This is a genomic window from Cellulomonas sp. P1_G12_2, from assembly GCF_056405535.1.
Genome location: NZ_JBFUBX010000007.1, coordinates 42076 through 61814, shown reverse-complemented (window position 1 = coordinate 61814; position 19739 = coordinate 42076). Strand labels below are relative to the sequence as shown.

16 protein-coding genes are annotated in these 19739 nt (G+C 74.2%); 11 read left to right on the top strand and 5 right to left on the bottom strand.

Features of this window, described 5'->3' with window-relative positions; all coding sequences use genetic code 11:
- Positions 1-15: 15 nt before the first annotated feature.
- From AC1DXT_RS17990 to cofC, 4 genes are read left to right on the top strand one after another with little or no spacing between them, the layout of a single operon-like run.
- Entirely contained in the window at positions 16-678 is a 663-nt protein-coding gene (locus tag AC1DXT_RS17990) for an ABC transporter ATP-binding protein (protein WP_477062774.1), read from the top strand.
- Positions 671-3874 (top strand): FtsX-like permease family protein, encoded by a 3204-nt coding sequence (locus tag AC1DXT_RS17985; RefSeq protein WP_477062669.1) that lies wholly within the window; start codon positions 671-673, stop codon positions 3872-3874. The genes AC1DXT_RS17990 and AC1DXT_RS17985 overlap by 8 nt, the downstream gene beginning before the upstream one ends.
- On the top strand, positions 3871-6606 hold the full coding sequence (locus AC1DXT_RS17980) for an FtsX-like permease family protein (RefSeq protein WP_477062668.1): 2736 nt from the start codon (positions 3871-3873) through the stop codon (positions 6604-6606). Before AC1DXT_RS17985 ends, AC1DXT_RS17980 begins: the two co-directional genes overlap by 4 nt.
- 33 nt (positions 6607-6639) lie before the next feature.
- A complete protein-coding gene (cofC, locus tag AC1DXT_RS17975; RefSeq protein WP_477062667.1) occupies positions 6640-7257 on the top strand; it encodes a 2-phospho-L-lactate guanylyltransferase in 618 nt (205 codons plus the stop codon).
- A 7-nt stretch (positions 7258-7264) separates the two neighbouring features.
- Here the strand turns inward: cofC and cofD are convergent, their stop codons facing one another.
- From cofD to AC1DXT_RS17950, 5 genes are all read right to left on the bottom strand, one after another.
- The gene (gene cofD / locus AC1DXT_RS17970; protein WP_477062666.1) at positions 7265-8218 is read right to left on the bottom strand and encodes a 2-phospho-L-lactate transferase; all 954 of its coding nucleotides are present in this window, start codon (positions 8216-8218) and stop codon (positions 7265-7267) included.
- Positions 8215-8985, bottom strand: a complete 771-nt coding sequence (locus AC1DXT_RS17965) for a putative F420-0 ABC transporter ATP-binding protein (protein WP_477062665.1) — start codon at positions 8983-8985, stop codon at positions 8215-8217. The genes cofD and AC1DXT_RS17965 overlap by 4 nt, the downstream gene beginning before the upstream one ends.
- A complete protein-coding gene (locus AC1DXT_RS17960) occupies positions 8976-9995 on the bottom strand; it encodes a putative F420-0 ABC transporter permease subunit (RefSeq protein WP_477062664.1) in 1020 nt (339 codons plus the stop codon). Before AC1DXT_RS17960 ends, AC1DXT_RS17965 begins: the two co-directional genes overlap by 10 nt.
- Positions 9992-10975, bottom strand: coding sequence for a putative F420-0 ABC transporter substrate-binding protein (locus AC1DXT_RS17955; RefSeq protein ID WP_477062663.1), 984 nt, complete (start codon positions 10973-10975; stop codon positions 9992-9994). Before AC1DXT_RS17955 ends, AC1DXT_RS17960 begins: the two co-directional genes overlap by 4 nt.
- A 181-nt stretch (positions 10976-11156) precedes the next feature.
- Entirely contained in the window at positions 11157-12476 is a 1320-nt protein-coding gene (locus AC1DXT_RS17950; RefSeq protein WP_477062662.1) for an aminotransferase-like domain-containing protein, read from the bottom strand.
- Positions 12477-12698: 222 nt separating this feature from the next.
- On the opposite strand from AC1DXT_RS17950, the gene AC1DXT_RS17945 reads away from it, so the two are divergent.
- The 7 genes from AC1DXT_RS17945 (at position 12699) to AC1DXT_RS17915 (ending at position 19718) form a co-directional block, all read left to right on the top strand.
- On the top strand, positions 12699-13547 hold the full coding sequence (locus AC1DXT_RS17945) for a nitrilase-related carbon-nitrogen hydrolase (RefSeq protein ID WP_056092976.1): 849 nt from the start codon (positions 12699-12701) through the stop codon (positions 13545-13547).
- Positions 13548-13563: 16 nt separating this feature from the next.
- Complete coding sequence (hydA, locus tag AC1DXT_RS17940) at positions 13564-14982, top strand: dihydropyrimidinase (RefSeq protein WP_477062661.1); 1419 nt, start codon at positions 13564-13566, stop codon at positions 14980-14982.
- A gap of 13 nt (positions 14983-14995) precedes the next feature.
- Positions 14996-16012, top strand: a complete 1017-nt coding sequence (locus AC1DXT_RS17935) for a TIGR03842 family LLM class F420-dependent oxidoreductase (RefSeq protein WP_477062660.1) — start codon at positions 14996-14998, stop codon at positions 16010-16012.
- On the top strand, positions 16009-16944 hold the full coding sequence (locus AC1DXT_RS17930) for an ABC transporter permease (protein WP_477062659.1): 936 nt from the start codon (positions 16009-16011) through the stop codon (positions 16942-16944). The genes AC1DXT_RS17935 and AC1DXT_RS17930 overlap by 4 nt, the downstream gene beginning before the upstream one ends.
- On the top strand, positions 16941-17732 hold the full coding sequence (locus AC1DXT_RS17925; RefSeq protein ID WP_477062658.1) for an ABC transporter ATP-binding protein: 792 nt from the start codon (positions 16941-16943) through the stop codon (positions 17730-17732). The genes AC1DXT_RS17930 and AC1DXT_RS17925 overlap by 4 nt, the downstream gene beginning before the upstream one ends.
- Complete coding sequence (locus tag AC1DXT_RS17920) at positions 17729-18490, top strand: ABC transporter permease (protein ID WP_477062657.1); 762 nt, start codon at positions 17729-17731, stop codon at positions 18488-18490. Before AC1DXT_RS17925 ends, AC1DXT_RS17920 begins: the two co-directional genes overlap by 4 nt.
- A 67-nt stretch (positions 18491-18557) precedes the next feature.
- Positions 18558-19718, top strand: a complete 1161-nt coding sequence (locus tag AC1DXT_RS17915) for an ABC transporter substrate-binding protein (protein ID WP_477062656.1) — start codon at positions 18558-18560, stop codon at positions 19716-19718.
- The last annotated feature ends 21 nt before the right edge of the window (positions 19719-19739 follow it).

Here is a 19739-nt window from a genome sequence, read left to right as displayed (position 1 = left end):
GTGGCTCCGGCGCTCATGGTGCGCGGCGTGCGTCGCACGTACGGGACCGGGCACACCGCGGTCCACGCGCTGCGCGACGTGTCGTTCGAGGTGGCGCCGGGGGAGATGGTCGCTCTGGTCGGCCGGTCCGGCTCGGGCAAGACCACCCTCCTCAACATCGTGGGTGGGCTCGACCGCCCGGACGCGGGCGAGGTGGTGGTGCAGGGCGTGGACGTGACCGCGCTCGACGACGACGGCCTCGACGCGCTGCGTCAGCACTCCGTCGCGTTCGTGTTCCAGACGTTCGGGCTGCTGGCGGACCTCACGGCCGCGGAGAACGTGGGCCTGCCGCTGCGGCTGAGGCGGCTCACGGTCGAGGACCGTGAGCGCCGGGTGCGGCTGCTGCTCGACCTCGTGGGCCTCGGCGGGCACGCCGAGCAGCGCCCCGACGAGATGTCCGGCGGTCAGATGCAGCGGGTGGCGATCGCCCGTGCACTGGCGGCGTCGCCGCGGCTGCTCGTGGCCGACGAGCCCACGGGCCAGCTGGACACCGACACCGGCCTGGCCGTGATGGCCCTCATCCGTGGTGTCGTCGAGGCCGAGGGCATGGCCGCCGTCGTCGCCACGCACGACCCCGTGATGATCGCGCTCGCCGACCGGGTGGTGCGGATCGTCGACGGTCACCTCACCGATGCCTGAGCGCCGGGGCTTCCCGGCGGGTCCCGTGGTCCGCCGGGCGGCGGCGCAGTGGCAGCTGCTGGCGGCCGTGCTGGTGGTCATGGTGCTCAGCGGGGCGTTCGTGGGGACCGGGGTGCTGCTGGTCGGCCCAGGTCGCCAGGCCGCCCTGGCCGCCGCGGCGGCGTCCGCCGACGGTACGGGCAGGACGAGCGACGCGACCGGCCTGGGCGCCGCGAGCCGCGCGGACCTGGTCACCGTGACCGCGCGGACCGACGGCGCGTCGGACGACGACCCGCCCGGTGCGACGGCCGTCGTCGACGACCTGCTGCCCGCCCTGCGTGGGGCGCTCGCCCCGCTCGACGCCACGGAGTCGGTCTGGCTCTCGACACCGCCCGCGCGCCTGCCCGGCGCCCCTGCCCGGCTCGCGTACCTGCTGGACGCGGACACCGTCGAGGAGCACGCATCGATCGAGGCCGGGCGATGGCCGGCCGCCTCCGGCGGGTCGGAGGGCGGACCGACCGAGGTCGTCCTGCCGACCACCACCGCGAAGCTCCTCGGGCTGGGCGTCGGAGACCTGCTCAGCCTCGGGTCGACCCCGCTCGTGGTCGTCGGCCTCGTCGAGCGCGACGCGTCCGGTGCGTGGGACCGGGACCGTCTGCGCGGGGCCGGTGCGGACCTCGACTCCGGGTGGCTGCCCCTGTACGGCCCGCTCATCGTCGCCCCGGGGACCCTGCTGGCCGCCGACGCGCCGGTCGGACGGGTGAGCATCCAGGCGGACGCCGACCTCACCGCGCACGTCGACGCCCTGGGCGACGCGGCCGACCGGGTCGCCCGGCTCGGGGCCACCCTGGACCGGGAGGCCGGTGACCGGCTGGCCTCCGTGACGGCGGCCTCGCGCCTGCCGGGCTTCGTCGCGGACGCGCGTCGCCAGCTCGACGTCACCGCCGCGCTGGTCCTCACGACGGTGCTGCTGGTGGCGACGCTGGCCGGAGCCGCGATCGCCCTGCTCACCCGCCTGCTGGCGACGCGGCGCAGCACCGACACCGCGCTCCTGTCCGATCGCGGTGCCAGCCGCTCGCAGCTCGCGGGCGCGGCGGCCGGCGAGGGCCTCGCGCTCGCGCTGGCGGGTGTGGTGCTCGCCGTGCCCCTCGCCGCGGCCGGCTACCTGCTGGTCACGCGCACGGGGCCGCTCGCGGACGTGTGGGCCGCCAGCGGTGCCGGCCCCGCCGGGCCGACCGCGGACGGCTGGCTGCTGGTCGTCGCCTGCGTGGCGGCGGGCACCCTGGCGCTGGCCTCGGTCGGCGTGGTGCTCGCGGTCCGCGTCGGTGGCCCGTCGCGCGACGCGCGGCACGTCGTGGCGGGCGGGGTCGCGCGCTCGGGGGTGGACGTGCTCCTGGTGGTGCTGGCCGTGCTGGGCGTGGTCCAGCTGCGCGCCCACCGGTTCGACGAGGGCGCCCCGGACCCGGTGCTCGTCCTGGCTCCCACGCTCGCCCTGGTGGCGGCCGCCGCGGTGACCCTGCGGGTCATGGCGCCGCTGGTGCGCGGTGCCGAGGTGGCTGCGCGTCGCGCGCGCGGCCTGGCCGTGCCCCTGGCCGGGTGGCAGGTGGCCCGCGGCCGCGCCACGCAGGGCGTGTTCCTCGTCGCGCTCGCGGCCGCGTCCCTGACCTTCGCGCTGGTGTTCCAGGCGACGTGGCTCGCGTCGCAGCGCGACCAGGCCGCCGCCGACGTCGGCAGCGACGTGCAGATCTCGGTCGACGGCACGCCTGACCAGGGCGCGCAGGTGGCCGCCGCAGCTGCCCCAGGGGCGGGTGTCGCCCCGACCACGCACCGCACGATCACGCTGGGCTCGCGCCCCGGGGCCGTCACGCTCGTCGCCATCGACACGAGCCGAGCCGCGCTCCTCGTCCGCGGCCGGCTGGGCGGCGCGGCCACGTGGTCGACGCTCACCGACCCGGTGCGGCCGCGGCAGGGGTCGGCAGGACTCGTCGTCTCGGGGGCGACGGTGCCGATCGAGGTGACCGGTGGCCTGGAGGGCGTCGACGGCGTGGCGCTGCCCGCCCACCTGACCCTCGTGCTCGAGGGCGCGCACGGCGAGCGTGTCGCCGCCGTCGCGCCGGACGTCGTGCTCGACGGCACCCCTCAGCCCGTGACGGTCCCGGCTCCGACGGACGCGACGTGGCGCGTCGTCGGCGTCCGCGTGGTGGTGCCGGGCGGGGTGGAGCTCGCGCAGGGCGACGAGCCGCGGCTGAGGGTCACCGTGCGCGTCCCCGGTGCGTCGTCGCACGAGGGCGACCCCTCCGCGTGGACCGCGTACGCCGGCGACAGCGCCGACGACGGGGCCCTGGCGGGCCGGCCTGTTGCCGAGGCCGGTGCCGACACCCTCGGCTTCTCGGCCCGCGTCTCGCGGTTCGAGCTCGGCTTCACGTCGGTCGAGGTCGTGGTCGCCGGGTTCGGCCCGACGGAGCTGGTGCCCGTCCTCGTCTCGGCAGTGCTGGCCGACCAGCTGGGCGTGACCGTCGGCGACGCGCTCGACCTCGGCGTCGCCTCCGTGGTGCTCCCTGCCGTGGTCGCGGGAGTGCTGCCCTACGTGCCCTCCGCCCCGGACAGCCCCGCGGTCCTCGCCGACGTCGACACCCTGTCGCGCGCCCTCCTCGAGCGCGGCGACCTGGACCCGGTGGTCGACGAGTGGTGGGTCGCGACCGACCACCCGGACCTGGTGGTCGCGGCGACCGGAGGCGTGTCCCGCACCGCCCTCGAGGACGAGCTCACCTCCGGGGCGCTGCGCGCCGCCGCGGCCGTCGCCCTGGCGCTCCTGGTGGTGGCCGCCCTCGCGCTGGCGATGGCGGGCACGGTGGCGCGCGAGCTCGCCGTCGCGCACGACCGCTCCGCCGAGACGGCACGGCTGCGCGCCCTGGGCGTCCCTCGTCGAGTCCTGTCCGCCACGGGCGCTGCTCGCCACGTGATCCTCACGGCCGTCGCCGTCGGCCTGGGCGCGCTCGCCGGCGCCGGGCTCTCGCTCGTGCTCGGACCCGCGCTGGTCACCGCGCGGCACGGCGGGGTTCCGGTTCCTGCGGCGCTCGTCGTGTGGCCCTGGGCCGCGCTGGTGGTGGTGCTGGGCGTCCTGTTCGCGGGGTGCGCGCTCGTCGGGCTGCCCCCGGCGCGCCGGGTCGCGCGACGCTCGACCGCGGCGAGCCTGCGGACAGGGAGTGCCCGATGAACCGCCGCTCCTGGCGGGAGAAGGATCGGGCGCGTCCGTGGGCCGGCGCCATCCCCGTCGACCAGGTCGCCCGGCAGGCCTGGGCGACGCGCGGACCTCTGGCGCTGGCACTGGTCGTCGTCGCGCTGGTGACGTTCCTCGCGTCCTCGGCTCCCCGCCTGCTGGACCGCGCCGCGACCGACGAGGTGCGCGCGGCCGCCGGCGACGAGGGGAGCGCGCTCGCCGTCACCGTGCGGGACGGGAGCGACGTGCGGGAGCTGCGTCTCGGCACCGCGGACGAGCTGAGCAGCACCGCGCAGCTGCTCGCGGGCAACCTGCCCGGCCCGGTGGCCGCCGCTGTCACGGAACCTGTCGCCTCGCTCGTCGGCCCCGAGCTCGCGGCGGGCAGCGTCGGGGGAGTGCCCGTGCTGCTCCGGTTCGCCTACCTCGCGGACGGGCGGGTCGGTCGCGGGACGTACGACGTCACCGACCCGGCCACCGGTGCCGTCACCTGGGTCGCCGGCGGCCCGCCCGCGACGACGATCGAGCCCGACGCCGTGCCGAGCGACGAGCCGCTGCCCGTGGAGGTCGGGCTCTCCGAGCAGGTCGCCGCCGCCCTCGGGGTGGGCGTCGGCGACGCGCTCACCGTCGTGGACCCCGACGGCGCACGCATCGCCGTGCCGGTCACCGGCGTGTTCCGACCCGTCGACGCGGCGGCGCGGGTGTGGCGAGTCGCGCCGACCGTGATCTCGCCGCGGACCGTCGGTGGACTCGCCGGCCGGGTCGCGGTGTCCGCGCTCACCAGCGCCACCTCCGTGCCCGCCGCCCGCTACGACCTGCCCGAGGACCGCCTCGTCGTGTCCTACACGTTCGACTCCGTGCCCACCACCCTCGATGCCCGGTCCGCCGACGAGACGGCGCGTGCGGTGCGCGCGCTGGTGGCCGCTCCGCGCACCCTCGGCCTCCCCGCGGCGAGCCCGACCGTCACCACGCGGCTCGACCGGTTGCTGGAGGACGCGCAGGACCGGGTCGCGGCGACGACGGCTCAGGCGGCGGTCGTGCTGTCCGGCGTCGTCGCGACCGCGCTCCTGGTCCTGGTCCTCGCCGCGTCGCTCCTGGTCCGCCGCCGAGCGTCCGTGCTCGCGCACCAGCGCGCGCTCGGCGCGACCCTCGGCGCGCTCGCCGGCGCTGCCGCGGCCGAGTCGCTGGCCCTGGTGCTCGTGGGGTCCTCGATCGGGCTGGCGGTGGCGGGGATGCTGGTGCCGGGACCGGTGCCGTGGGGCTGGGTGGTACCCCCGATGGTGCTCGCCGCCCTGATCCCCCCGGTGCTCACCGCGCGGGTCGGCGGGCGCTCGGCGGCACCCCCGCCGGCGCGCCGGACCGGGCGGGCCCCCGCACGGGGTGCCGGTCTGCGGCGCCCCCTGGTCGAGGCGACCGTCGTGCTGCTGGCGGCCGCCGGCCTGGTCACCCTCCGAGCCCGTGGGGCGCGGTCGGCGGCCGGCAGCCTCGGTGCCGACCTCGTCGTGACCGCCGCTCCCGTGCTCGTCGCAGCCGCGGTCGCCGTGCTGCTGCTGCGCCTGCTGCCCCCCGTCACCCGCTGGGCGCGGCGTGCGGCGGCGCGGACGCGCGGGCCGATCACGCTCGTCGCGGTCGCGCGCACGCCGGTGGCGGTCGTGCCCGTGCTGACGCTCGTCCTGGTGGCGGCCATGTCCACCCTGGTGCTCGCGCTCCAGGCGACGGTCCGCTCCGGCCAGGAGGCCGGCTCGTGGGCCACCGTGGGAGCGGACGTGGTGCTGACGGCCGCACCGGAACCGGGGCTGCCCGAGGACCTGGCGACCGATCTCGGCGTCGCTCCCGAGGTCCTCGTCGCGACGGCTCGCGTGGTCGAGGGCACGCAGCTGCTCGGCGACGGCGTCGACGAGGTCGCCCGGCTCGTGGCGGTCGACGCCGCGGCCGAGGCGCGTCTGCTCGCGGCGACACCCGCACCGGACGCACCCGGTCTCGCTGCGCTCGGCGGTGCCGACGCGGCTGCGATCCCCGCGCTCGTCTCGGGCGTGCGTCCGGGAGCGACCTCCCTGAACCTGCGGTGGGACGGCGAGTCGATCCCGCTGGAGGTCGTCGGCGTCGCCCCCGACCTGCCGCTCGCCGACGCCGCGTCGTCGGTGACGGTCGTCGTGGACCGGGCGGCCCTTGCCGACGCGCTCGGCCGACCGGTGCAGGCGACGGTGGCCTGGTGGGCCGGACCTGGGGCGGCCTCCGCGGCCGGCTCGGCTGACGACATCGCCGTCACCACGCGGACGGGCCGGCTCGACGAGGTGCGGTCGGCGCCGACCGCCGCCGCGTTCGACCGGATGCTCCGCGCGGCCGGGACGGTGCTCGCGGGTCTCGGCATCGCCGCGGTCGGGCTCGCGGCGGCCGCCGGTGCGGTCGACCGTCGGCGCGCGCTCCTGCAGCTGCGCGCCCTGGGTCTGCCGCGTCGGTCCGGCGGGCGCCTGGTGCTCGCCGAGCTGGTGGGGCCGGTGCTCGGGCCGGCCGTCGCGGGGATGCTGACCGGCGTCGCGCTGAGCGCGCTCATCGTCGGGGCACTCGGCCTGCAGAGCCTCACGCACCAGGTCGGGCCGCCCGCGCTCGTCCTGCCGTGGTGGGTGCTCGGCACGCTGCTCGGGCTGGCCCTCGCCGTGAGCGTCGTCGTCGCCGTCGAGCGTCCGCGGCCCGGCCACGAGGAGCTGAGCCAGATGATGCGCTCCGGCTGACCCGGCCGCGCCCGGATGAGGCAGGATGCGTCCGTGCGATGGGTCGTGGTCATCCCTGTGAAGCTCGGCGCCGAGGGGAAGACCCGGTTGGCGGACGCGCTCTCGCCCGGCGCCCGCGAGCGGCTGGTGCGGGCCATGGCGGTCGACACCGTGGCCGCCGCCGGTGCTGCGTCGTCGGTCGACCGCGTGGTCGTCGTCACCGGAGACGTGGTGCTGCGGTCCCTGCTCGCGACCTCGACCGACCTCGTCGACGACCCCGGCGGCGGGTTGAACTCCGCCCTGCGGGCGGGTGTCGAGCGCGCCCGGGTGCTCGCCCCCGACGCAGGCACCGCGATCCTGCTCGGGGACCTGCCCGCGCTGCGGCCCGACGACCTGGCCGACGCCCTGGACATGGCCGCGGCGCACGACCGGGCGGTGGTCGCCGACGCCGAGGGCACGGGCACGACGCTCCTGGCGGCGCTGCCGGGCGTCGCGCTGGAACCGCGGTTCGGCGCCGGGTCGAGCGCCGCCCACGAGCGCGCGGGGCACGTGCGCCTGGACGTGGTGGCCACCTCGACGGTGCACCAGGACGTCGACGTCCCGGCGGATCTCGCGGCGGTCGAGCGGCTCGGCGTCGGCCCCGCCACGCACGAGGTGCTGGGCCTCGGCTGACTGGCGGTCAGGGCACGCGGTCGACCAGGGCGAGTGCCGCGGCGGCGATGGCGGCCGTCGTGGAGACGTCCGTCATCAGGGTGGGAGCGGAGGCCACCGTCCAGCCGTCGGCGTCGAGGAGCGCCACGGCGTCGGCGTCGCGCTCGTCGACGAGCCAGGCGTCGAGAACACCGTCCGGGCGCAGCCCGTAGTGCCGCGCGACCGCGACCGCGCTGGTCTCGACGCCGATCGCGGTCAGGCACGCGTCGGCCATCCCGCGCACCGGCGCCCCGCCGACGATCGGGCTCACGCCGACGACCGGGGCAGAGGTGGTGCGCAGGGCGTCGCGGATGCCGGGGATCGCGAGGATGGTGCCCACGGAGACCACCGGGTTGGACGGGGGGACCACCACGACGTCGGCGTCGGCGATCGCGTCGAGGACCCCGGGTGCCGGTGTCGCCGTATCGAGGTTGGTCTGGACGAAGCGGCGAGCGGGCAGTGCGGCGCGGTACCGCACCCACCACTCCTCGAAGTGCATGGTGCGGCCGTCCTCCACCACGACGTGCGTCTCCACCTCGTCGTCGGTCATCGGCAGGAGCGTCGCGCCCGGCTGCCACCGTTCCGCGAGCCGCGCGGTGACCTGCGACAACGGCAATCCACTGCGGAGCAGCTCGGTCCGGGCCAGGTGGGTGGCGAGATCCAGGTCGCCGAGCGTGAACCAGTCCCAGCCGAGGCCGTAGGCCTGGAGGTCGTCGCTCACGCGGCGGGACTCGTCGCGGCGGCCCCAGCCCTGGTCCTCGTGCACCGCGCCGCCGAGCGTATACATCAGGGTGTCGAGGTCCGGGCAGACGCGGACGCCGTGCAGCCACATGTCGTCGCCGGTGTTGGCGATTACGGTGAGGTCGGAGTCGGGCAGGAGTGCCCGCAGACCGCGGGTGAACCGCGCGCCACCCACGCCGCCGGACAGGACGGTGATCCTCACTGCGGCCTCCGTGGCTCGTGGAACGCGATGACCGGGCGGCCCGTGCGCGGGTGCTCCAGGATGTCGGCCTCCACGCCGTAGACCTCCCGCAGCAGGTCGGGGCGCAGCACGTCACGCGGGTGCCCGGCCGCGGCGAGGTGGCCGTCGGCCAGCACCAGCACGTGCTCGCAGAACGCCGCGGCGAGGTTGAGGTCGTGCAGGGCCGCGACCGTCGTCGTGCCCAGGTCCCGCACGAACGCCAGCAGGCTCAGCTGGGCGCTCACGTCGAGGTGGTTGGTGGGCTCGTCGAGCAGCAGGAGCTCCGGCTCCTGCGCCAGGGCGCGCGCGATCTGCACGCGCTGGCGCTCGCCGCCGGACAGCGAGGACCAGGGGCGGTCGGCGAGATGGTCCGCCTGCGCGCTGACCAGGGCGCGGTCGACCGCGGCGTCGTCCGGGTCCGTGCCCCACAGGCTCCGGTAGGGGATCCGGCCCAGGGACACGACCTCGCGGACGGTCAGCGGGACCGTGCTCGTGGACTCTTGCTCGAGCAGCGCGATCCGCTGCGCGCGAGCCTTCCTGCCCAGCTCGTGCACCGGGGCCGCCTCCACGAGCACCGCGCCCTTCTCCGGCGGTAGCAGTCCCGCGATGAGGCGCAGCAGGGTGGTCTTGCCGGCGCCGTTCGGGCCGAGCAGGCCGGTCAGGTGCCCGGCGGGCGGGGTGGCGTCGATGCCGTCCACCACCCAGCGGCCGCCGAGCCGGGTGCCGACGCCGTCGAGGGTCAGGTCCACGCCGACCCCTTCCCGCGCCGCAGCAGGTAGGCGAAGACCGGGACGCCGATCAGGGCTGTGACGATGCCGACGGGCAGCTCGCGCGGGTCGAACACCGTGCGCGCGAGGGTGTCCGCCCAGATCAGGAACACCGCGCCGCTCAGCGCCGCGACCGGGAGCAGCCGGCGGTGGGCCGGCCCCGTCAGCGACGACACCGCGTGCGGGAGGATCAGCCCGACGAAGCCGATCGCCCCGCTGACCGCGACCATCGCCCCGGTGAGCAGGGCGACGACGGTCATGAGCGTCCAGCGCGTGCGGTCGACGTCGATGCCGAGGGCCGCCGCGGAGGTGTCCCCGAAGGCGAACGCGTCGAGCCGTGTGGCACTGACCACCAGCACGCTGCCCACGGCCAGCACCGCGATGCCCGCGATGGCCACGGAGGTCCAGGTGGCGCCGGCCAGCGAGCCGAGCAGCCAGTTGAGGATCTCCCGGTAGGAGTCACCGGTGGCGGTCCAGAAGATGACGAAGCTGGTGCCCGCGGCGGCCATCTGCGACACCGCCAGCCCGGCCAGGACCGTCCGGCCCGGGGACAGGGTGCTCCCGGAGCGGGCGAGCGCCAGGGTCGCGACGAGGGCCAGCAGGGCACCCGCGAACGCCGCGACCGGCAGCAGGAGGCCCACACCGACGACGAGCACGGCGACCGCGCCCAGCGACGCGCCCGAGGACAGGCCGAGCAGGTAGGGATCCGCCAGAGGGTTGCGCGTCAGGCTCTGCATCACCGCACCGGCGAGCGCCAGCCCGGCACCCACGGCCGCCGCGGTGAGCACCCGGGGGAGGCGCAGGTCCCAGACGATCGCGTCGTGCAGGCGGGGCACGGCGTCGACCGGCAGGCCCAGGTGACCTCCGATGCTGCGGGCGACCTCTGCGACCCCCAGGTCGGCGGGCCCGATCGTGACGGCGACCAGCACGGTGACGACGAGGGCGGCCAGCCCCGCCAGGACGAGCAGGGCCAGGGGCGTCCGGGCCTTCACCCCAGCTCGGCGAGCTGGTCGTCGAGCGACGCCACGGCCTCCGCGTTGCGCACACCGGCCTCGCCCGCCGCGAACGGGACAGTGAGGTACCGCTTCTCGCGGACTGCGGTGAGCTGGCTCGTGGCGGGGTTGGCCTCCAGCATCCCGATCTTCTTCTCGGCGGTGTTCCAGGCGGCGTCGACGAGCACGATCACGTCGGGGTCCGCGGCGACGACCTGCTCCCAGCCGGCCGAGGTCCACGTGTCGTGCACGTCCGCGAAGATGTTGGTCAGGCCCGCGGCGTCCATGATCATCTGCGGTGCACCGATGCCGGCGCCGACGTACGGGGTGTCCGACCCGGAGCTGTACCAGAGGGCGGTCGTCTCCTCGGCGGGCTTCTGCGCCCCGTCGAGCGTGGCCTCCTGCTCGGCGATCAGCGCCTCCGCGCGCTCCGGCACCCCGAAGACCGCCGCGACCTCGCGGATCTCGTCGGCGACCTCGTCGAACGTGAGGGGGTCAGGCATGTAGCCCTCCTCCTTGCACGCCGCCGGGGACACGTAGGTGCCGATGCCGAGGTCGTGCAGGGCGGTGCGGTCGCCGGCGCCGTCGGCCGAGAAGTTGGACTCCCAGCCGGCGTAGACGAAGTCGGGCTCGAGCCCGAGCAGCGCCTCCTGACCGGGCACCTTGTCCGAGACCACCGGGATCGCGTCGTACGCGGCCGCGTAGTCCGCCGGCACCGGGCCGTCCGCGAACGCGGTCCCGATCATCACGTCCTGCAGGCCCAGGGCCAGGAGCATCTCGGTGGCGGTCGACTTGATGGTCACGACCTTCGTCGGCGGGGTGTCGACCGTGACCTCGGTGCCGCAGTTGTCGAGCGTGACCGGCGCGAACGTGGCGCTCGAGGTCTCGGTCGGCGCCGCCTGCGGCGTGCTCTGGGTCGAGCACGCGGAGATCGTCAGGGCGACGGCGGCGAGTGCGAGGACGGGACGGATGCTGCGCATCGAGAAGGCTCCGGGGGGTCTGCGACGGGCGCGCGGCAGCGGGTTGCTCGCGAGCGGGGGTGGGGTGCACGTCGCACCTCCGGAGGGCCGCCCACAGCCGGGCGGCGCGACCCGACCACAACCGGTCGGGTTCCGCGCACAGAGTAGGCCTGCCGGGTGGCGTCTGGGCAAGTGTCGTCGATCACGGCGCCGCGGCGAGCGCGAGCGCCCGGCCGACGTCGTCGACCTCGGAGCCGAGCAGGCCGACCGTGACGCGGACGTGGTCGCCGGCCGGGCCGTCGGCGGAGAACGGGGTGCCGGGTGCGACGCGGATGCCCGCGGCCTCGAGGCGGACCAGCGCGGTGCGCTCGTCGTGCACCGGGAGCCAGAGGTTGATCCCGTCGCCGGGGTCGAGCGCGATCCCGTGCGTGGCCAGCACCTCGCGCAGGGCGCGGCGGCGCGCGAAGTAGACGCGGCGGGCGTGGGCGACGGCCTCGATGGCGGCGCTGTCGGTGAGCAGGTCGACCAGGACGTGCTGCAGCAGCCGGCTGGTCCAGCCGGGCCCGAGCATGCGGCGGGCGACCAGCCCGTCGAGCACGGCGGCCGGACCTCCGACGGCGGCGATCCGCAGGTCGGGACCGTGCGACTTGGAGTAGGAGCGCACGTGCACCACGCGATCGGGCAGGAGCGCGCCCAGGCTGACGTCGCGGGCCGACGCGATCTCCCCGGAGTGGTCGTCCTCGACGACGAGCGCGTCGTGCCGCCGCAGCACCGCGGCCAGCTCGCGGGCGCGCGTCGACGTCATGCTCACGCCGGTCGGGTTGTGCGCGCGGGGCTGCAGGACGACGACGCGCGCACCGCCCTCCAGCGCACGGCCGAGCTCGTCGGGGCGCATGCCCTGCCGGTCGAGCGTCACCGGGACGCGTTCCAGACCGAGCTGGTCGAGCAGATCGAACAGCGGGGGGAACCCGGGGTCCTCCACGGCCACCCGGGACCCGTAGCCCGCTACCTGCTCGAGCGTGCGGCTGATGGCGTCGAGGGCGCCGTCGACGACGGTCACGCGCTGGGGGGCGAACGGCCAGGAGTCCCGGAGCAGGATCTCGAGGGAGGGGACCACCGGCGACGCCACGTAGGCCCCGGTGTCCGCGGCGGGTCGTTGGAGGGCGACCCGGGAGAGGGCCGGCCCGATCTGCGGGAGCAGCTCCGGGTCCGGGGTCCCGGTCGAGAGGTCGAGGCGGGCCGGTGCGCCGCCGGCGAGGTCGCGGTACCGCGGCGGCAGCCAGCTGGCCGGTGGCGGGAGGACGACGGTCCCCGCCCGTCCCCGCGACGTCACGATGCCGACCGCCGACAGCGCCTGCCACGCCCCGCTCACCGTCGCGGGGCTGACACCGAGCTCGGCCGCGAGGCCTCGCACGGTCGGCAGGCGGTCGCCGGGCCGCAGGTCACCGCCGCGGACCAGGCGCGCCACGGTGGCGGCGATGCCACGGGGGCTGCGGTCGTCGACGTGGGCGGCCAGGTCCATGCGCGCCAGGATGCCCGCACGCTGGTCCCCAGCCAGGCGTCCCCGGACATCGGTCCAGATGTTTACGTGCGCGTCATCGATCTTCGCGCCCCGGTAACGCGGAGTAACACCGCAGAAATGTTCAACCCGGACAGTCACATTCCAGGCTACGGTGCCAAGAACGGGCACTCCGGCGCCGGTGAAGGCTCCGAGGCCGTTCTGATACGAAGCGGAGGAGCCCCTATGACGGTCGTACGCGTCGCGTTCACCCAGGCCACCTGGACGGGCGACAAGGAGTCGATGACCGCGCTGCACGAGGCGTGGACCCGGGAGGCCGCCTCCCAGGGGGCGCAGATCATCGCGTTCCAGGAGCTGTTCTACGGCCCGTACTTCGGGATCACGCAGGACACCGCGTACTACGACTACGCCGAGTCCGTGCCGGGCCCGACGACCGAGCGGTTCGCGGCGCTGGCCAAGGAGCTGGGCATCGTCATCGTGCTCCCGGTGTACGAGGAGGAGCAGCCCGGCGTTCTCTACAACACCGCAGCGGTGATCGACGCCGACGGCAGCTACCTCGGCAAGTACCGCAAGCACCACATCCCGAACCTGCCCAAGTTCTGGGAAAAGTTCTACTTCCGCCCCGGCAACCTCGGGTACCCGGTGTTCGAGACCGCGGTCGGCAAGATCGGCGTGAACATCTGCTACGACCGGCACTTCCCGGAGGGCTGGCGCGTGCTCGCGCTGAACGGCGCCGAGATCGTGTTCAACCCCAACGCCACCGCACCGGGCATCTCCAACAAGCTCTGGGAGATCGAGCAGCCGGCCGCGGCGGTGGCCAATGGCTACTTCGTCGTCGCCAACAACCGCGTGGGCCTCGAGGACAACGAGTACGGCGACGAGGCGGTCAACTTCTACGGCTCGTCGTACGCGGTCGGCCCCGACGGCAACTACGTCGGCGAGGTGGGCTCGTCCAGCGAGAACCAGCTGATCATCCGGGACCTCGACCTCGACCAGATCCGGATCGTGCGCGAGCGGTGGCAGTTCTTCCGCGACCGCCGGCCGGACGCGTACGGCCCGATCGTGGCGCCCTGAGCGAGGAGGGACAGTCATGAAGACGCTCATCACGGGCGGCACCCTGGTCAGCGCGACGGGTCGGACGGCCGCGGACGTGCTCGTCGACGGCGAGACCGTCGCCGCGGTGCTCACGCCGGGCTCGACCCTGCTCGGCTTCGACCTGGCCTCGAACGTCGACCAGGTGATCGACGCCACCGGCAAGTACGTGATCCCGGGCGGCATCGACGCGCACACCCACATGGAGCTGCCGTTCGGCGGCACGAACGCCTCGGACACGTTCGAGACCGGTACCCGGGCCGCCGCCTGGGGAGGGACGACCACGATCATCGACTTCGCCGTGCAGCGCACGGGGGAGCGGGTCATGGACGGGCTCGGCGCCTGGCACGACAAGGCCGCGGGGAACTGCGCGATCGACTACGGGTTCCACCAGATCGTGGGCGGTGTCGACGAGGACTCGCTCAAGGCAATGGAGGGCCTGGTCGCCGAGGGGGTCTCCAGCTACAAGCTGTTCATGGCGTACCCGGGGGTCTTCTACTCCGACGACGCGCAGATCCTCAAGGCGATGCAGAAGGCCGCCGACCTGGGGCTGCTCACCATGATGCACGCGGAGAACGGGCCGGCCATCGACGTGCTCGCCGCCCAGCTGGTCGCGCAGGGCAAGACCGACCCGTACTACCACGGCATCGCACGCGCGTGGCAGCTGGAGGAGGAGGCCACGCACCGGGCGATCATGCTGGCCGACGTCACGAACGCCCCGCTCTACGTCGTGCACGTGAGCGCCAAGCAGGCCGTGGCGCAGCTGGCGTGGGCGCGGGACAACGGCAAGAACGTGTTCGGCGAGACGTGTCCGCAGTACCTGTACCTCAGCCTCGAGGAGCAGCTGGGAGCGCCCGGCTTCGAGGGCGCCAAGTGGGTGTGCTCCACGCCGTTGCGCTCGCGGGCCGAGGGGCACCAGGAGCACATGTGGCAGGCGCTGCGCACCAACGACCTGCAGATGGTCTCCACCGACCACTGCCCCTTCTGCATGAAGGGCCAGAAGGACCTGGGGGTCGGTGACTTCCGGGCGATCCCCAACGGGATCGGCTCGATCGAGCACCGGATGGACCTCATGTACCAGGGGGTCGTCACGGGTCAGATCACCCTCGAGCGGTGGGTCGAGCTCACCTCGACCACCCCCGCGCGGATGTTCGGGCTGTACGGGAAGAAGGGCGTGATCGCCCCCGGCGCCGACGCCGACGTGGTGGTCTACGACCCCGCCGGGCACACGTCGATCGGGGTGGGCAAGACGCACCACATGAACATGGACCACTCCGCGTGGGAGGGCTACGAGATCGACGGGCACGTCGACGTCGTCCTCTCGCGGGGATCCGTCGTCGTGGACGAGACCGGCTACCACGGGCGCGCCGGGCACGGGAAGTACGTGCCGCGCGGCCTGTCCCAGTACCTCCTGTAGAAGGGCTCACCACATGGACTTCGGCGTCGTGCTGCAGACGAACCCGCCCGCCTCGCGCACCGTCGAGCTGGCCCGGCTGGCGGAGACCCACGGGTTCAGCCACGTCTGGACCTTCGACTCGCACCTGCTCTGGCAGGAGCCGTTCGTCATCTACTCGGCGATCCTCGCGGCCACCCGCAAGGTCATGGTCGGGCCCATGGTGACCAACCCGGCCACGCGCGACTGGTCGGTGATCGCCTCGCTGTTCGCCACGCTCAACGAGATGTACGGCAACCGGACCATCTGCGGGATCGGCCGCGGCGACTCCGCGGTGCGGACGCTGCACGGTAAGCCGTCCAACCTGGCGACCCTGCGGCAGTCGATCGAGGTGATCCGCGAGCTGGCCAACGACCGGCCCGCGTACCTGCACGGGGCCGAGGTGCGGTTCCCGTGGTCGAAGGGGTCGGCGCTCGACATCTGGGTGGCCGCGTACGGGCCGCTGGCGCTGAAGCTCACGGGGGAGGTGGGCGACGGGTTCATCCTGCAGCTCGCGGACCCCGACATCGCGGCGTGGACCATCAAGGTCGTCCGCGACGCCGCCGAGCAGGCGGGCCGGGACCCCGACGCGATCCAGTTCTGCATCGCGGCCCCGATGTACATCGGTGACGACCGGACGCACATGCGCGAGCAGTGCCGGTGGTTCGGCGGCATGGTCGGCAACCACGTGGCGGACATCGTGTCCCGGTACGGCGCCGACTCGTCGGTGCCGAAGGCCCTGACCGACTACATCGCTGGCCGGCAGGGTTACGACTACAACCAGCACGGTCGCGCAGGGAACACCCACGCCGCGTTCGTCCCGGACGAGATCGTCGAGCGGTTCTGCCTGCTGGGCAGCGCGCAGGAGCACGTCGAGAAGCTCGAGGCCCTGCGCGCGCTCGGTGTGACGCAGTTCGCCGGCTACCTCCAGCACGACAACAAGGAGGAGACGATGCGCGTCTACGGCGAGCACGTCATCCCCGCGCTCGCGACGCCGGTCGTGGCGACCGCATGACCGATCTCGCGACGACGCTCGCTCCGGAGCGCACCGCGCCGGTGCCCGTGCGTCCGCGCGAGCGGTCCGCCGTCGGACGCCGGGTCCTCGTCGGCGTCCTCGCGGTCCTCCTGCTCGCCGCGCTCTGGGAGCTGGTCAAGGTCGTGGTCCCGGACGCGGGGGGCCACCTCGGCGAGGCGAGCGTGCTGCCGCGCACCGACGACCTGGCCATGCCGCACGTGTGGACGATCGTCGAGCGGGTGCTCGAGCCCGAGACGTCCGCGACCGGCTCGCCCACCGTGCTGAGCGCGATGCTCTCGGCCTGCTGGTTCACCCTCCGGGTCGCGCTCGCGGGCTGGCTCGTGGGGTCGGTCGGCGGGCTGGTGCTCGCGGCGCTCATGCAGCGGTGGCAGCTGGCGGAGTCGGCCCTGGTGCCCTGGGTGGTGCTCAGCCAGACCGTCCCGCTCATCGCGCTGGCCCCGCTGGTCGTCGGCTGGGGCGGTCGCATCCACCTCGGCGAGCTCGAGTGGCAGCGGTGGATGTCGGTGGCGCTCATCGCGAGCTACCTGGCGTTCTTCCCGGTCACGATCGGCGCGCTGCGCGGGTTCCAGTCGCCCCCGGCCGCCCAGGTCGAGCTGTTCCGGGCGCAGGCGGCCAGCTGGACCCGCACCATGCGCTCGCTGCGCCTGCCCGCCAGCGTCCCGTACCTCCTGCCGGCACTGCGGCTCGGCGCGGCGACCGCGGTGGTCGGCGCGATCGTCGCCGAGGTGTCCACGGGCACCAAGGGCGGCATCGGGCGGCTGATCATCGGCTACGCCCAGTCCGCCAGCGGCGACCCCGCCAAGCCGTGGGCGGCGATCATCGCGGCCGCGCTGCTCGGGCTGGTCGCCGCCCTGCTCGTGTCCCTGCTCGGGCTCGGCCTGGGTCGCTACCGCTATGCGGAGGTCAAGTGAACGCCGTCGAGGCCCGCAGCGTCGGGAAGGTCTTCGCGTCCCGGTCAGGAGACGTGCACGCCCTGGAGGGCATCGACCTCACCGTCGCGGCCGGCGAGTTCGTCTCGCTCATCGGCCCCTCCGGCTGCGGCAAGTCGACCCTCCTGCGCCTGATCGCGGACCTCGACACCCCCACGACCGGCGAGCTCACGGTGTTCGGCAAGACCGCGCAGCAGGCCCGCGAGGCCCAGGACTACGGCATCGCGTTCCAGCAGGCCGGCCTGCTGCCGTGGCGCACGGTCACGGGCAACGTGGAGCTGCCGCTGGAGCTGCACGGCGTGGGCAAGGCCGAGCGCGGGAAGCGCGCCGCCGAGCTCCTCTCGCTCGTGGGGCTCGACGAGTTCGCCGGCCACTTCCCGCACCAGCTGTCCGGCGGGATGCAGCAGCGGGTGGCCATCGCCCGGTCGCTCGCGGAGCGCCCGAGCCTGCTGCTCATGGACGAGCCGTTCGGCGCGCTCGACGAGATGACGCGCGAGCGCATGCAGACCGAGCTCGTGCGGATCTGCGCGGAGAGCGGAGCGGCCGTCGTGTTCGTCACGCACTCGATCCCCGAGGCCGTGTTCCTGTCGCAGCGGGTGGTCGTCATGTCACCGCGGCCGGGCCGGATCAGCGCGGTCGTGCCGGTGAACCTCGGGGACCAGCGCGGGGAGGACCTGCGGGAGGACGCCTCGTTCTTCGCGGCCGTCACCGCGGTGCGCGAGGCGCTGCACGGCACCCCGGTCACCGCGCGAGGGGTGGACCTGCGATGACCGCCGCCACCGTCCGCCGCTGGGCCGCGCCGATCGTGCTCGGCGTGGTCGCGCTGGCGATCTGGCAGGCGTTCGTCGTCGGCGCCGGCATCAAGCCGTACCTGCTGCCGAGCCCGACGGCGATCGTCGAGCAGCTGGTGCTGGTGGTCCCGCTGGTGTGGTCCGCGGCGCTGGCCACGGGCATGAACGTGCTGGTCGGGCTCTTGGTCGGTGCGGTGGCGGCCATCCTTGCCGCGATCGTGGCCGCGCGCAGCCGGATGGCGGACACGCTGCTGTCGCCGACCGCCGCGGCCCTGTCGGTCATGCCGATCGTCGCGCTTGCCCCTGCGCTGAACACCATGTTCGGGACCACGTCGACCACGCCGCGCCGGGTCGTCGTGTCGGTCGTGGTGTTCGCGCCCGTGTTCGTCAACACGCTGCGCGGCCTGCGCCAGGTCCAGCCCGTGCACCGCGACCTGCTCAAGGCGTACGCGGCGACCCCGCGCCAGATCACCCGCACGGTGACCATCCCCGGGGCGCTGCCCTACCTGTTCACGGGCCTGCGCATCGCGTCGTCGACGGCCGTCATCGCGGCGATCGTCGCGGAGTACTTCGGCGGTCTGCAGAACGGCCTCGGCTCCCGGATCACCTCGGCCGCGTCCAACAGCGCCTACGCGCGGGCGTGGGCGTTCGTGCTCGGCGCCATCCTGCTCGGACTCGTGTTCTACGTCGCGACCCTCGCGCTCGAGCGCGCCGTCGCGAGGCGTCAAGGGGGCTAGAACGTCCGCCTGCCACCGCAGCCAGTCGGCCGATATCCGCACAGCACAGCCAACGAGAGGGATGACGATGAGACTCACCAGGCGTACTGCGTGGGGCGCGGCCGCGGTCGGCGTCACCGCCGCGCTCGCCCTGTCCGGATGCAGCTCCGACAGCGGCGACGAGCCCGAGGAGGAGCCGTCGATGAGCTCCGAGGTGCTCATCCCGGTCAAGCTCCAGCTCCAGTGGTTCACCCAGGCCCAGTTCGCCGGCTACTACGCGGCGGTCGACCAGGGGTACTACGTGGACGAGGGCCTCGACGTCCAGATCATCGAGGGCGGCACCGACATCGTGCCGCAGTCGGTGCTGGCCGACGGCTCGGTCGACTACGCGATCGCGTGGGTGCCCAAGGCGTTGGCATCCCGTGAGCAGGGCGCCGGCATCACCGACGTCGCCCAGATCTTCCAGAAGTCCGGCACCCTGCAGGTCTCGTTCGCGGACAAGGGCATCTCCACCGCGGCCGACCTCGAGGGCAAGACGGTGGGCAACTGGGGGTACGGCAACGAGTTCGAGCTGTTCGCCGGCATGACCAAGGCGGGCCTCGACCCGGCCACCGACGTCACGCTGGTCCAGCAGCAGTTCGACATGAACGCGTTCCTGGCCGGCGACATCGACGCGGCGCAGGCCATGACGTACAACGAGTACGCGCAGCTGCTCGAGGCCGAGAACCCCGACACGGGCGAGCTGTACACGGCCGACGACTTCACGGCGATCAACTGGAACGACGAGGGCACCGCCATGCTCCAGGACGCCATCTGGGCGAACTCGGAGAAGCTCGCGTCCGACGAGGAGTACCAGGACACGACCGTCAAGTTCATCAAGGCGAGCATCAAGGGCTGGATCTACGCGCGCGACAACCCGGAGGAGGCCCGGGACATCGTCGTGGCCCAGGGCTCGCAGCTGGGCAACAGCCACCAGCTGTGGCAGACCAACGAGATCAACAAGCTGATCTGGCCGTCCCCGGACGGCATCGGCATGATCGACGAGGACGCGTGGACGCAGACCGTCGACGTGGCCCTCACCACCAAGAACGACCAGGGGGCCACGGTCATCACGACCGAGCCGGATGCCGAGGCGTACACCAACGAGTACGTCGAGAAGGCCTTGGCCGAGCTGGAAGACGAGGGCGTCGACGTGTCCGGCGAGGGCTTCGAGCCCATCGACGTCACACTCGAGGCCGGCGGCAACTGACCCGTCGCGGGGGGGGGGGGG

Excerpts from the sequence above, each read along its gene's own strand:
- AC1DXT_RS17915 (WP_477062656.1), top strand. The coding sequence starts at position 18,558 with ATGAGACTCACCAGGCGTACTGCGTGGGGCGCGGCCGCGGTCGGCGTC.
- AC1DXT_RS17935 (WP_477062660.1), top strand. The coding sequence starts at position 14,996 with ATGGACTTCGGCGTCGTGCTGCAGACGAACCCGCCCGCCTCGCGCACC.
- AC1DXT_RS17985 (WP_477062669.1), top strand. The coding sequence starts at position 671 with ATGCCTGAGCGCCGGGGCTTCCCGGCGGGTCCCGTGGTCCGCCGGGCG.
- AC1DXT_RS17945 (WP_056092976.1), top strand. The coding sequence starts at position 12,699 with ATGACGGTCGTACGCGTCGCGTTCACCCAGGCCACCTGGACGGGCGAC.
- AC1DXT_RS17920 (WP_477062657.1), top strand. The coding sequence starts at position 17,729 with ATGACCGCCGCCACCGTCCGCCGCTGGGCCGCGCCGATCGTGCTCGGC.
- AC1DXT_RS17990 (WP_477062774.1), top strand. The coding sequence starts at position 16 with ATGGTGCGCGGCGTGCGTCGCACGTACGGGACCGGGCACACCGCGGTC.
- AC1DXT_RS17950 (WP_477062662.1), bottom strand. The coding sequence starts at position 12,476 with ATGGACCTGGCCGCCCACGTCGACGACCGCAGCCCCCGTGGCATCGCC.
- AC1DXT_RS17955 (WP_477062663.1), bottom strand. The coding sequence starts at position 10,975 with ATGCGCAGCATCCGTCCCGTCCTCGCACTCGCCGCCGTCGCCCTGACG.
- hydA (WP_477062661.1), top strand. The coding sequence starts at position 13,564 with ATGAAGACGCTCATCACGGGCGGCACCCTGGTCAGCGCGACGGGTCGG.
- AC1DXT_RS17980 (WP_477062668.1), top strand. The coding sequence starts at position 3,871 with ATGAACCGCCGCTCCTGGCGGGAGAAGGATCGGGCGCGTCCGTGGGCC.
- AC1DXT_RS17930 (WP_477062659.1), top strand. The coding sequence starts at position 16,009 with ATGACCGATCTCGCGACGACGCTCGCTCCGGAGCGCACCGCGCCGGTG.